This is a genomic window from Dactylosporangium sp. NPDC051541, assembly GCF_044454505.1.
In the GTDB taxonomy this organism is placed as follows: domain Bacteria; phylum Actinomycetota; class Actinomycetes; order Mycobacteriales; family Micromonosporaceae; genus Dactylosporangium.
Genome location: NZ_JBITDU010000001.1, coordinates 1,286,293 through 1,298,209 on the forward strand (window position 1 = coordinate 1,286,293; position 11,917 = coordinate 1,298,209).

Here is an 11,917-nt window from a genome sequence, read left to right on the forward strand (position 1 = left end):
CTGCCTTTTCGCGCTTTTCGTTCTTCGCGCTTGTTGTTTTGCGCTTTAGTCTTTCGCGCTTTGGTCTTTTGCGCTTTGCCTCGGCTTCAGGAGGCGTGCTCTTTCAGGATGCGCTCGGCCACGGCGAGGGGGTCGGCCAGGCGGCCCTCCGCGTGCGCGTCCACCCAGCGCTGCTTCGCCGGGAAATAGGCGCTGGAACCCGCGGCGCGGCGGATGTTCTCCTGCATGCCGGTGTCCATCTGGCCGGGGTCGACGTTGGCGATGCTGATCCGCTCGTTGTCGCGCTCCTGCGAGGCGAGGACGTCGAAGAATGTCTCGCCGGCGGCCTTCGTCGTGCAGTAGAGCGCCCAGCCGTCGATGATCCGGTGCGCCGCGCCCGAGGAGATGAAGAGGACCCGCACCCGCGCGTCGGACGGTGCGGCGCGCAGGAACGTGTTGGTGAGCACTATCGGGGCCGTCAGGTTGACCGCGATCGAGTTGGTGATCGCCTCGGTGCTGAGGCGGCCGATCGCGCCGATCGGGTCGACGACGGCCGCGTTGTGGATCAGCACCACGTCGTCGGCGTCGCGCAGGAAGGCGCGCAGGGTGTCGTTGTCGGGGAGCCAGTGCGCGTCCGCGATGTCGGTCGAGAAGAGCGTGACGTCACCCGGACGCTCGTCGCGGAGCTGCTGCTGCTCGGGGCTGAAGTGCCGGCCGACCGCCAGGATCCGATCGCCGCGCGTGGTGGACACGTCGAACAGAGCGGCGCCCAGGCCGCGGGAAACCCCGGTGATCACGACGGCACGCATGCCGCCACTCTATTCCTGTCGCACGTTCATTTATATGGCACGGACGGCCCCTTCGGCGCGCCCGGGCAGGAGTCGCCGAGCTTGCGCGCGACGGCCTCGAGCGCGTCGGCGAAGGCGGCCGTCTGGGCCTCGTCGAGGTGGTCGAAGATGAGCCGGCGGACGTCGCCCACGTGGGCCGGCGCGACCTGCTCGGCGAACGCGCGGCCGGCCGCGGTGACCCGGGCGATGCTGACCCGGCCGTCGCACGGGTCGGGGGCGACGTCGACGTAGCCGAGCTCGACGAGCTTGCGCATGCGGTGGCTCAGCCGGCTCGGCGACATGTTCATCTGCCCGGCGAGGTCGGACAGCCGCAGCCCCGCGTCCGCGCCCGCGTCGCTGAGCGCGGCCAGCAGCCCGTATTCGACGTGCACCAGGCCGTGCGGGCGGAACGTGCGCTCCAGTTCGGGGAACCCGACGAGCACGACGGCCAGCAGCGACAGCCAAGCGCGGCGCTCGGTGTCGTCCAGCCATCGTGGCTCGTCCCGCATGAGCACAACACTAACTTTCAGAAGCGACCGATCGCGATGACGACCGCGAGGGCGCCGAGGACGAGGTTGACGACGATCATCGGGTACTCCTTGGCCCGCGCGTGATCGCCGATCGCCAGCAGCATGATCAGCGCGAGGCCGCAGGCGGCGATCGGGGTCAGGATCGGCGCGATCCCGGTCGCCCAGGGCAGGATCAGCCCGAGGCCGCCGAGGATCTCGACGGCGCCGATGAATCGGACGGTGCCCTTGCTGTACCGCGGCACCCAGCTCATGTTCTTGGCGAGCTGCTCGACCGGCTGGGTCGCCTTCGTGACGCCGGCTCCGATGAAGGCCACGCCGAGCAGGATCTGCAGGACCCACAGAAAGATATTCATGGCCGGCGACTATACTTGAAGCTTCAAGTTTCTAACAGATACCCGTCACCGGGTGAGGGCCGCTCATGCCCGGGCCACCGACCGTGCAGGGTATGGAGACCTACCGGCGTCCGTTCGGCGCCAGCCTGATGCTCGTCATCGGCATCTTCCAGGTCGTCGTCGGGCTCACGGCGATCTTCCAGCGGGCCTTCTACATCCTGGCCGGCAGCTACCTGTTCGGCTTCTCCGTCGTCGGCTGGGGCTGGGTCCACCTCGCGCTCGGCGTGCTCCTGCTGCTCGCGGGTGGAGCCGTGCTGGCCGGGCAGCTGTGGGGCCGGGTCGTCGGGATCGTGCTGGCCTCGCTGAGCGCGATCGCCAACTTCCTGTTCCTGCCGTACTACCCGCTGTGGTCGATGCTGATCATCGCCGCCGACGTCGGGGTGATCTGGTCCCTGACCAGGTATGGCCGGGAGGAGGCCGTTCTGCGGTGAAGGTGTGTGGGCCGGCCACATGTGTCCGGCCCACAGGCGGTGCGACCATGCGGTGATGCACGTCACGACCCAGGGGCCGGACAGCGGCCCGACCGTTCTGCTCATTCACGGCAACGTGTCCGACTCGACATATTGGGAACCCCTCGTCCGGCACCTGCCGCCGCACTGGCGCCTGATCCGGCCCGACCTGCGCGGGTTCGGCAAGAGCCCCGCCCTCGGCATCGACGCGACCCGCGGGATGCGCGACTTCGCCGACGACCTCGAGCCCCTGCTCGGCTCCGGTCCGATCACGGTGGTCGGCCACTCGATGGGCGGCGGCGTGGCCATGCAGCTGCTGCTCGAGCACCCCGAGCGCATCCGCGCGCTGATGCTGGAGGCGCCCGTCTCGCCGTACGGCTTCGGCGGCAGCCGCGACCTCGACGGCACCCCCACCACCCCCGACCACGCCGGCTCGGGTGGCGCGTCCGCCAACCCCGACTTCGTCCGGCTCCTGCGGGCCCAGGACCGCGGCACCGAGGAGCAGGCCAGCCCCCGCAACGTCCTGCGCGCCTTCTACGCCGCACCGGGCTTCGACTTCGGCGCGGACGAGGATCTGCTGGTCGACAGCATGCTGTCCACAGCCATTGGCGAAGATCAATACCCCGGCGATGGTACCGCCAGTGCGAACTGGCCCGGCCTCGGACCCGGCACCAAAGGCGTCCTCAACACCATGTCGCCACGCTGGCTGGACCTGTCCGGGATCGCCGACCTGGCGGTGAAGCCGCCGATCACCTGGGTCCGCGGCGACCAGGACGCGATCGTCTCCGACGCCTCGCTCTTCGACCTCGCGCAGCTGGGCAAGCTCGGCGCCGTCCCCGGCTGGCCGGGCGAGGACGCGTGCCCGCCCCAGCCGATGGTCTCGCAGACCCGGGCGGTTTTCGAACGCTACGGCCCCTATCGGGAGATCGTCTGGGCCGGTGTCGGGCACAGTCCGCACGTCGAGCGGCCGGCCGACTTCGCCGCGGTCCTGCGGGAGGTCGTCGGGGAGTGACCGCCCCCGGGCTGTGATCGGATGCGCCGGGCCGCCGCGTGCTGCACAGTGTTGCGTGTGGATGTGACCGACAGCGGCGGCCTGGTCGCCGTCATCGCGCCGATCTGCGTCATCGTCGGCGTCATCGGCGTGCTGATCCCCATGCTGCCCGGCCTGTTCCTGTGCTGGGCCGGCGTGGCGGCCTGGGGGTTCTTCGGCGGCCACGGCGCGACCGGGTGGGCCGTGGGGATCGCGGCGACGGTGGTGCTGGCGCTGGGCTTCGCCGCGAAGTACCTGCTGCCGGGGCGCAACCTGAAGCGGGCCGGGGTGTCCAACCTGACCCTGTTCCTGGGCGGGGTCGGCGGCATCATCGGCTTCTTCCTGATCCCGATCGTCGGCCTGGTGATCGGCTTCATCCTGGCCATCTACCTGGTCGAGCTGGCCCGGCAGAGCAACGGCGCCCAGGCCTGGCAGTCCACCAAGCACGCGCTGAAGGCCGCCGGTCTCTCGATGCTGATCGAGCTGGCCACGGCGCTGATCATCGCGGGGATCTGGCTTGCCGGGCTTTGGCTGAGTTAGGGCCGGCCCTGGACCCTTGTTGCCCTCCTCGTCGGTCTGTTTCCCGTCCGTTTTTGTCGTACCCCTGTGGCACTGTGTCGGGATGGAGATCGGTCGGCATGTTGACGCGTTGGAGCGCGCCGGGCTGGATCTCGTCGACGCCGCGGAGAAGGCCGGCTTCGACGCCCCGGTTCCGACCTGCCCCGAGTGGACCGTCCGCGAGCTGGTGCAGCACGTCGGCTACGTCCACCGCTGGGCCACGGCCTACGTCCGCTCGTCGCGCACCTCGATCCTGACCGACGACGAGGAGGCCGACGCCGTCGGGCCGTTCCCGGCCGATCCGGCGCTGCTGGACTGGTTCCAGGCCGGCCATGCGGCCCTCGTCGACCTGCTGCGGACCGCCCCCGCCGACACCGACTGCTGGCACTTCCTGCCGGCCGAGTCGCCCCTGGCGTTCTGGGCCCGCCGCCAGGCCCACGAGACCACGATCCACCGCGCCGACCTGCAGGGCGCCGTCGGCGACATCGCCGGCGTCGACGCCGACCTCGGGCTCGACGGCATCGACGAGCTGCTGATGGGCTTCTACGGCTCCCGCGGGCGCCGGCTGCGCAGCGAGATCGACTGCGTGTTGTCGGTCCATGCCACCGACGGCGCCTCCGCGGACGGGCCGCACGCCTGGACGGTGACCATGTCGCCGGTCGGGGCCACCATCGTCCGCGGGCTGTCCGACGACGCCGACTGCACGCTGCGGGGGGCGTCGAGCGCGCTCTATCTGGCCCTGTGGAACCGGCGCACGACCGCCGACCTGGACGTGCACGGCAGCTCGGCGGTTCTGGAGGTGTGGCGGGAGCGGGCCACGATTCGCTGGACGTAGTCCTCGCGGGTTCGGCGGTGCGCGCGGGAGGGGGACGGGGCGGGCGGGCCGAAACGTGTTGCGGCGCGGAAACAAAAGCGGAAAGCGAAGGCGGGCCGGCGCCTGTCGCAGGGGCATTTGCCACACGGCGGGGGATCGATGCGGGGTGGCGTGGCAGACTCGCCTGTGTCCTGAAGGAGCGTTAGGGAGGCCGGCGATGGGGCGCGAGTTCGCAACCGTGGGCGTGGTGGGGCTGGGGACCATGGGCGCGGGCATCGTCGAGGTCTTCGCGCGCAACGGGATCGCGGTCATGGCGGTCGAGGTCAGCGAGGCGGCGCGGCAGCGGGGGGAGGAGAACCTGCGGGGCAGCGTCGATCGGGCGGTACGCAAGGGGAAGCTCTCCGCCGAGGAGCGTGATGCGCTGCTGGGGCGGGTCACGTTCGCGGTCGGGCTGCCGGCGCTGCACGCCGTCGATCTCGTGATCGAGGCCGTCCCCGAGCAGCTCGGGCTCAAGCAGCGGCTCTTCGGCGAGCTCGACAAGGTGTGCCGGGCCGACGCCATCCTCGCCACCAACACCTCGAGCCTCTCCGTCACCGAGATCTCCGTGGCCACCGGGCGGCCCGACCGGGTCATCGGCATGCACTTCTTCAACCCGGCGCCGGTCATGAAGCTGGTCGAGGTGGTGCGGACCGTCGTCACCGCCGAGGACGTGGTCACCGACATCGAAGCCCTGTGCGCGCGGCTCGGCAAGGTCGACGTCACCATCGGCGACCGGGCCGGGTTCATCGCCAACGCGCTGCTGTTCGGCTACCTCAACCAGGCCGTCTCGCTGCTGGAGGCCAAGTACGCCAGCCGGGAGGACCTCGACGCGGCCATGAAACTCGGCTGCGGGCTGCCCATGGGGCCGCTCGCGCTCATGGACCTCATCGGGCTCGACACCGCCTACGAGATCCTCGACACCATGTATCGCCGCGGTGGCCGCGACCGCCGCCACGCGCCCGTGCCGCTCATCAAGCAGATGGTCACGGCCGGGCTGCTGGGGCGGAAGTCGGGGCGGGGCTTCTACACCTACGAGAAGCCCGGCTCGCCGGTCGTCGTGCCGGACACGGCCGCGCCGGACGTGGAGTCCGAGGCGCGGGCCATCGCCAAGGTCGGCGTGGTCGGCTCCGGCACCATGGCCACCGGCATCATCGAGGTGTTCGCCCGGGCCGGGTTCGAGGTCGTCTCCGTGACCCGCGGCGCCGAGCAGTCCGGCCGCACCTGCGAGGCGCTGAAGACCTCCCTCAACAAGGCGGTCGTGCGGGCCAAGCTCGACGAGGCCGGCCGCGACGCGGCCCTCGGCCGGGTCACCTGGTCCGCCACCATCGAACACCTCGCCGACGTCGACCTGGTCATCGAGGCGGTCGTCGAGGAGCTGTCGGTCAAGAAGGCGCTCTTCGCCTCCCTCGACGAGATCTGCAAGCCCGGCGTCGTCCTGGCCACCACCACGTCGAGCCTGCCGGTCATCGAGCTCGCCGTCGCCACCGAACGCCCGGCCGACGTGATCGGCCTGCACTTCTTCAACCCGGCTCCGGCGATGGGCCTGGTCGAGGTGGTCCGCACGATCCGCACCGCCGACGCGACCGTCGCCACCGCCACCGCCGTCGTGCGGGCCGTCGCCAAGCACCCCGTCGTGTGCGCCGACCGCTCCGGCTTCATCGTCAACGCGCTGCTGTTCCCCTACCTCAACGACGCCGTCAAAATGGTCGAAGCCTCCTACTCGACCGCCGACGACATCGACAACGCGATGAAGCTCGGCTGCGGCTACCCGATGGGCCCGTTCGAGCTGCTCGACGTCATCGGCCTCGACGTGGCGCTGGCCATCCAGCGGGAGCTGTACCTGGAACTGCGCGAACCCGGCTTCGCCCCCGCCCCGCTGCTGGAGCACCTGGTCACCGCCGGCTACCTGGGCCGCAAGGTCGCCCGCGGCTTCCGCGACTACTCGAAGCGCTGATCACGTTAGTCTTGGGGCGTGTCCCCCCGGCGCAACCACCCCAAGCGCGACGAAGCCCCGCCACCGCTCGATCTGGACCGGGTCAAGCGGGGCGTCGGCAGCGTGCAACAGTGGAGCGACGGAGAGTGGCAGGTCCGTAACATCCCGGCCGGCGCCGCGACGAAGGCATACCGGTGTCCGGGCTGCGACCAGGAGATCGCCCCGGGCGTCCCGCACCTGGTGGCCTGGCCCGCCGACGAGCGCGGCGACCTGACCGACCGCCGCCACTGGCACACCGGCTGCTGGCGCGCCCGCGACCGCCGCGGCCCCAACACGCAACGCAGCCGCAGCGCTCCCCGCTACGGCTGACCGCACTCCTGCTCGTCCGCCGCGGTTGCTCGTGTCCCGCGTCCGTGCGCCGCGGTTTGCTCGTGTCCCGCGTCCGTGCGTGGTGATTGCCCGTGACCCGCGTCCGCGCGCGGTGATGGCACGCGGCGCGTGCCTGGACGCGGACGCACGCAACCACAACACACGAGCTGCCACCGAGCAGCCGCCGAATCAACCGCAGCGCGCTGCGCTCGGCCCGGACGAGAGCAACCACTGCGCGCGGACGCGGACAAGCACCGCGGCGGGGTAGTGGGTGGGCTACGGCTGGGAGAGGTCGCGTTGGAGGACGGGGGTGCGGGGTTTCTGGAGGGGGACGAACGGCATCGGCTCGGTGGTGTCCAGCCAGACATCGCGGCGGCGCCAGATCGAGAGCCACGGCTCGCCGGCGATTGAGCGTAGCCAGGCGGCTGTTGTCAGCATCAGGGCCATCGTCTTCTCGCGCGCGGGCGTCAGGTGGCGGTGGGCGAACAGCATGCGCTCGGTCAGCAGCGCTGTGCTCACCAGGCGAGCCGGTGGGCGTGGGGGGTCCGGGGCGGCGTGGCGGCCCGTCGGGCGGTCCGGGGGGATCGCCGCCATCTTCGCGTCCGGGACCAAGGCCGGGCGGGCGCCCAGAGCCCGTGCGCGGACCGACAGGTCGGCGGTGGGCAGGCGCTCGTCGAAGCCGCCCAGACGATCCCACAGGCCGCGTTCGATGAGCAGCATGCGAGGCGTCAGAGCCGGGACCGCGCCGCCGATCGCGCGGTCCAGGTTCGGGAGTCGTTCCGGGTCGAACGGGAGGCCGGCGGCCAGGCACGCGGTGCCCAGCAGGGTTGGCGGGGACTCGATGGTGCGGCCGTCGTCGACCTGGCCCGGCTCCGGGGTCCGGGGCGGGAGAAGGCGGTCGCGGACGGTGCGGATCAGGCGGCGGACGCGGCGGCCGGTGTGCAGCCAGTAGTACGGGCGCGGGGTCCGGCGGTCCTGGAGGGTGCGGCCGGTGCAGAGGCCGTCGGCCGGGTGTGAGCCGGCGTGCTCGACCAGCGTGCGGATCGCGTCGCCCAGCGGCTCCAGGCCCGGGTCGAGGAAGAGCAGCCACGGCGCGGTGGCGCCGGCGGCGCCCAGATTGAGGGCCGCGGGCGCGGGCAGCGGCTCGTCGCGGCGGATCAGGGTGACCGCGCGGAAGGCGTGGCGCACGGCGGCGGCGGTGTTGTCGGTGGAGCCGTTGTCCACGACGATCATCTCGGCCGGGACCTCGGTGCTGCGCTGCACCGCGCCCAGGCCCTTGAGCAGGCCCTCCCGGGCGTTGTGCGCGACGGTGACGATGCTGACGACCGGCATTGTGCTGTTGCTCACGAGGGGCTCCCACGGCTGCTCGTGCCTGCTCCGGCTCCAGCGGCGGGGCTGAAGCTTCCCGGATAGTACCGGCGGCGGGGGTGAATTGAGCCGAAAGTACCGGGGGAAGTCCACCGACAGGCCACGGAAGAACCGACCAACAGGGCGTGCGAGCTGCGAAAACGATCATTCCGGACACGAACTGATCTCGGATCCGCCTGCCGCCAGGTGGCCCCTCGCTGCTAACATCCCCCACGGCGGCGCAGGAAAGCCCCGACAGTTATTTGCGCACATGCATTGAAAGATTCCTTGTCCCATTGCCGAACGGCCCGGAATCGGGCAGTGCTCGGTTCACAGGGAAGACGCAATGGGCGGAAGTGGCCGGGACCGGCGGCTCGACGGTGACGCTCGGTTTAAGACCCTGCGGTGTGTGACGAACTTCGAACGGACGGTGATCATGCCGGCGCCCTCGGCGATCAAGCGTTCGGCCTGGCTGGACCGGTCCGGCTGGATTGACCTTCGTCACTCCGTGAACCTTTAAGTCCGGCATAGAACTCCATTAAGGCGACGCAGCGTGATATTCGACCGGGAAGTCCGCGGCAGCCGTCGTCTTGTCCTTTTTTCCCTTATTGGACGACGCTTTGCGCAAAGGTGCAGCACCACCGGTGTCAATAGCACCTTCAGCCACGTCGGAAATGCGGCACGACGGTACCGGCCAAACTGCGCGCCCGGTACTTTACCGCCGGGGTTCGGCTACGCACGGGCAGTCGCGGCCCCGGACGCCACCACATTTCACCTTCGATAAGTGGATCTGAGCAGCACGTAAGGGGGTTGGGATGGTTCTGGCGGATTCGGCCACGGTCGAGACCGCGGTGATGGCGGCGTTCCCAGGGGTCCAGCGACGCCGCCTCAGGTCGACCGGGCGCAATCTGTCGGTCGCCTTTCTCGGTGACGTCCTCGCCGTGACGATCGCCATCATGACCGTCGTCCTGTTCATGGCCGGCGACCTGATGGGCGGTGCGTTCGTCGCACCGGGCGAGGGTGTGCCGCCCGCCTACTCCGTCATCACGTTCGGCCTGTTCTGGCTGCTGCTGCTCGCGGGCAGCCGGATGTACGACCGGTGGTTCCTGGAGAACCGCACCGGCATGATCTACCGGAGCCTGCGGGCCGCGGTCGTCGCGGTCGCCATCCTGGCCCCGATCTGCGTGCTCTTCGACATGCTGTACCTACTCAAGCCGATCATCGTCGCGGTGCCCGTCGCCGCTTCCCTGACGATCGCCGGTCGCTACGCCACGCTCGCGGTGCTGCGCACGGTGCAGCGCGAGTACGTCCGCCAGCGCGCCCTCGTCATCGGCCCGGCCGACTCCGTCGTCACCCTGCTCACCGCGCTGCAGCGGGACCGCTCCTACGGCCTGCGGGTCGCCGGGGCCTGCATCACCGACCTCGACCAGGCGCGCAAGATCACCGCCCAGAACATCCCGGTCTACGGCGACCTCAAGGATGTGGCCGGCACCGCTTTGGGCGCCGGGTGTACCGCGGTGCTCGTGGCCCTGCCACTGGAGATGGACCCGTACAAGATGCGCCGTCTCGCCTGGGAGCTGTCGGACAACGACATCGAGCTCCTGGTCGCGCCGGCCCTGCCCGAGGTCGCGCCGGAGCGGGTGGCGGTGCTGCCCAGCGGCGGCGGCCCCCTGCTGCACGTGCGCGCCCCCGTGCTGACCGGCCCGCAGCGCGCGGTCAAGAACGTGCTCGACCGCCTACTGGCCACCATCCTGCTGATCCTGGCCGGCCCGTTCATGATCTTCACCGCGATCATGATCCGGGTGACGACACCGGGGCCCGCGCTGTTCCGCCAGCCGCGCGCCGGGATCAACGGCAAGGAGTTCACCTGCTACAAGTTCCGCACCATGGTCAAGGACGCGGACAAGAAGCGGCAGGAGATCGAGCACCTCAACCAGAACGCCGACGGCCTGCTCTTCAAGATGAAGCGGGACCCGCGGGTGACGAAGGTCGGCTCGATCCTGCGCCGCACCTCGCTCGATGAACTGCCCCAGCTCCTCAACGTCATCAACGGCACGATGTCGATGGTGGGCCCCCGCCCGCCGCTGATGTCCGAGGTCGCCGGCTACGACGACGACGTGCGCCGCCGCCTGCTGGTCAAGCCGGGCATGACCGGCCTGTGGCAGGTCAGCGGCCGCTCCGACCTGTCGTGGCAGGAGTCGGTGCGCCTCGACCTCAACTACGTCGACAACTGGTCGCCGCTGCTCGACCTGCGCATCCTGGCCCGCACCGCGAACGCCGTCGTGCGCGGGACCGGCGCCTATTAAAGCAGGGCATCGAACGACAACGCCCCGGTGAAGCTTTCACCGGGGCGTTCTTATTGCGCGAAAACGGTCACAGCAATTTGTTCACAATGGGGGCGACCGCGAGGAAGTTGCCGCCCAGGTGGATCTCGGAAATGCCGGTCTCCTCGCGAAGCTCCAGCAAGGTGTCGGCGCAGCGGGCCACGTCGCCCTCCAGTGCGAGCGGGGACTTGTCGTAGACCCCCTCCGGCAGCCAGCTGAGCAGCCCGGACGACCAGTGGTGCTCGGCGATCCGGACGTCCAGCATGCTGACCTGCAGCCGCAACTCGTCGGGGTCGCGGCCGGCGGCGTGGGCGGCCGACCGGACCAGATCCACCTTCTCGCGCAGGCCCTCGGTGCTGAGCTCGTGCTCGATCCGCTCGATCGACAGGTCCTTGCTCAGCCGCGGGTTGATGTTCACCACGTCGGCCTCGCGGGCCGCGAGCTCGAGCATGCGCCGCCCGCCGCCACCGATCATGATCGGCGGGTGCGGCCGCTGGACCGGCTTGGGCGCCCCGGTCAGGCCGCTGATGCGGAAGTGTTCGCCGGTGAAGTCGAACCGCTCGCCCGCGAACAGGCCCTTGAGCACCGCGATCGACTCGGCCAGGCGGGCGATGCGCACCGGCGCCGGGTCGAACGGGACCCCCGAGACCTGGTAATCGGTGAGCCGGTAGCCGGCCCCCAGCCCCAGCGTCAGCCGGCCCTCGGAGAGCACGTCGAGGTTGCTGATCGAGCGGTGCAGGTGCACCGGGTGGTAGAAGTCGTTGCACAGCACGCCGGTGCCGACCCGTAGGGTGGTCGTCGCCTCCGCGGCGCTCGCCATCGTCAGGAGCGGGTCCATCGACCAGCCGTCGCCCAGGTGGTCGGAGACGGCGACGGCGTGGAAACCGAGGTCCTCGATCTGCCGGAGCCGGTCCCTCCAGGTGGCCAAAGGCGGCCGCAGCACGGGCATCCCGGTAATGAAATGAAACGGGCGTGTTTGCGCGGTCACATGACCCCCCAAAAATGGTCGTGGCCGTCGGACGTCCGGTGCCGAACTTAACTGATACCCTCGGACCCGAAAAGAGGCGTCATAAATCTGTCATATTCCTCGGCCGCGCTCTATGGTTGCGTAGAGTACGCGCGTCCGGTGAGTCGGATAAGAGTCGGAGTTCGGAATGTGGGGCGTGGGCGGCGGATGTCCGAGAGCGGCAACGGTGCCGTTCGGGCGAAGCTGAAATGCCGGATTCCGCATTGTCCGTCAGTTTTGGTGGCGCGGGCTTGCGGCAAACGACGGCAATGGTTCACCGGCCGGTGAGCGAGCGGTCGCGGGCCGTGCTCCCAGGGCGG

General features: G+C 70.1%; 12 protein-coding genes. 7 read left to right on the top strand and 5 right to left on the bottom strand.

Features of this window, described 5'->3' with window-relative positions; genetic code table 11:
• Positions 1-86 precede the first annotated feature (86 nt).
• From ACIA8L_RS05915 to ACIA8L_RS05925, 3 genes are read right to left on the bottom strand one after another with little or no spacing between them, the layout of a single operon-like run.
• Complete coding sequence (locus ACIA8L_RS05915; protein ID WP_395900864.1) at positions 87-788, bottom strand: SDR family NAD(P)-dependent oxidoreductase; 702 nt, start codon at positions 786-788, stop codon at positions 87-89.
• Positions 789-814: 26 nt separating this feature from the next.
• Complete coding sequence (locus ACIA8L_RS05920; RefSeq protein WP_395900866.1) at positions 815-1,315, bottom strand: MarR family winged helix-turn-helix transcriptional regulator; 501 nt, start codon at positions 1,313-1,315, stop codon at positions 815-817.
• A 17-nt stretch (positions 1,316-1,332) separates the two neighbouring features.
• Complete coding sequence (locus ACIA8L_RS05925) at positions 1,333-1,689, bottom strand: DoxX family protein (RefSeq protein WP_395900869.1); 357 nt, start codon at positions 1,687-1,689, stop codon at positions 1,333-1,335.
• A 92-nt stretch (positions 1,690-1,781) separates the two neighbouring features.
• Between ACIA8L_RS05925 and ACIA8L_RS05930 the strand changes: the two genes are divergently transcribed.
• From ACIA8L_RS05930 to ACIA8L_RS05955, 6 genes are all read left to right on the top strand, one after another.
• On the top strand, positions 1,782-2,159 hold the full coding sequence (locus tag ACIA8L_RS05930) for a hypothetical protein (protein WP_395900871.1): 378 nt from the start codon (positions 1,782-1,784) through the stop codon (positions 2,157-2,159).
• 55 nt (positions 2,160-2,214) lie between these two features.
• Complete coding sequence (locus tag ACIA8L_RS05935) at positions 2,215-3,189, top strand: alpha/beta fold hydrolase (RefSeq protein WP_395900873.1); 975 nt, start codon at positions 2,215-2,217, stop codon at positions 3,187-3,189.
• Positions 3,190-3,246: 57 nt separating this feature from the next.
• A complete protein-coding gene (locus ACIA8L_RS05940) occupies positions 3,247-3,747 on the top strand; it encodes a DUF456 domain-containing protein (RefSeq protein WP_395900875.1) in 501 nt (166 codons plus the stop codon).
• An 82-nt stretch (positions 3,748-3,829) separates the two neighbouring features.
• Positions 3,830-4,600 carry a maleylpyruvate isomerase family mycothiol-dependent enzyme gene (locus tag ACIA8L_RS05945; protein ID WP_395900878.1) on the top strand — a complete coding sequence of 257 codons (771 nt, stop codon included), beginning with the start codon at positions 3,830-3,832 and terminating at the stop codon, positions 4,598-4,600.
• Positions 4,601-4,796: 196 nt separating this feature from the next.
• Positions 4,797-6,572, top strand: a complete 1,776-nt coding sequence (locus ACIA8L_RS05950) for a 3-hydroxyacyl-CoA dehydrogenase family protein (protein WP_395900880.1) — start codon at positions 4,797-4,799, stop codon at positions 6,570-6,572.
• An 18-nt stretch (positions 6,573-6,590) separates the two neighbouring features.
• A complete protein-coding gene (locus ACIA8L_RS05955) occupies positions 6,591-6,920 on the top strand; it encodes a hypothetical protein (protein ID WP_395900883.1) in 330 nt (109 codons plus the stop codon).
• Between the two features lie 276 nt (positions 6,921-7,196).
• Here ACIA8L_RS05955 and ACIA8L_RS05960 read toward each other — a convergent pair whose 3' ends face one another.
• Positions 7,197-8,267 carry a glycosyltransferase gene (locus ACIA8L_RS05960; protein ID WP_395900886.1) on the bottom strand — a complete coding sequence of 357 codons (1,071 nt, stop codon included), beginning with the start codon at positions 8,265-8,267 and terminating at the stop codon, positions 7,197-7,199.
• Between the two features lie 815 nt (positions 8,268-9,082).
• On the opposite strand from ACIA8L_RS05960, the gene ACIA8L_RS05965 reads away from it, so the two are divergent.
• Positions 9,083-10,573, top strand: a complete 1,491-nt coding sequence (locus ACIA8L_RS05965; RefSeq protein WP_395900888.1) for a sugar transferase — start codon at positions 9,083-9,085, stop codon at positions 10,571-10,573.
• Between the two features lie 67 nt (positions 10,574-10,640).
• On the opposite strand, the gene ACIA8L_RS05970 is transcribed toward ACIA8L_RS05965, so the two are convergent.
• Positions 10,641-11,540: a TIGR03621 family F420-dependent LLM class oxidoreductase gene (locus tag ACIA8L_RS05970; protein WP_395900891.1), complete on the bottom strand. Its 900-nt coding sequence runs from the start codon at positions 11,538-11,540 to the stop codon at positions 10,641-10,643.
• Positions 11,541-11,917 lie beyond the last annotated feature (377 nt).

What these genes read in the sequence shown, in the direction of transcription:
- ACIA8L_RS05915 (WP_395900864.1), bottom strand. Translation starts at nt 788, where the DNA reads ATGCGTGCCGTCGTGATCACCGGGGTTTCCCGCGGCCTGGGCGCCGCT.
- ACIA8L_RS05920 (WP_395900866.1), bottom strand. Translation starts at nt 1,315, where the DNA reads ATGCGGGACGAGCCACGATGGCTGGACGACACCGAGCGCCGCGCTTGG.
- ACIA8L_RS05925 (WP_395900869.1), bottom strand. Translation starts at nt 1,689, where the DNA reads ATGAATATCTTTCTGTGGGTCCTGCAGATCCTGCTCGGCGTGGCCTTC.
- ACIA8L_RS05930 (WP_395900871.1), top strand. Translation starts at nt 1,782, where the DNA reads ATGGAGACCTACCGGCGTCCGTTCGGCGCCAGCCTGATGCTCGTCATC.
- ACIA8L_RS05935 (WP_395900873.1), top strand. Translation starts at nt 2,215, where the DNA reads ATGCACGTCACGACCCAGGGGCCGGACAGCGGCCCGACCGTTCTGCTC.
- ACIA8L_RS05945 (WP_395900878.1), top strand. Translation starts at nt 3,830, where the DNA reads ATGGAGATCGGTCGGCATGTTGACGCGTTGGAGCGCGCCGGGCTGGAT.
- ACIA8L_RS05950 (WP_395900880.1), top strand. Translation starts at nt 4,797, where the DNA reads ATGGGGCGCGAGTTCGCAACCGTGGGCGTGGTGGGGCTGGGGACCATG.
- ACIA8L_RS05965 (WP_395900888.1), top strand. Translation starts at nt 9,083, where the DNA reads ATGGTTCTGGCGGATTCGGCCACGGTCGAGACCGCGGTGATGGCGGCG.
- ACIA8L_RS05970 (WP_395900891.1), bottom strand. Translation starts at nt 11,540, where the DNA reads ATGCCCGTGCTGCGGCCGCCTTTGGCCACCTGGAGGGACCGGCTCCGG.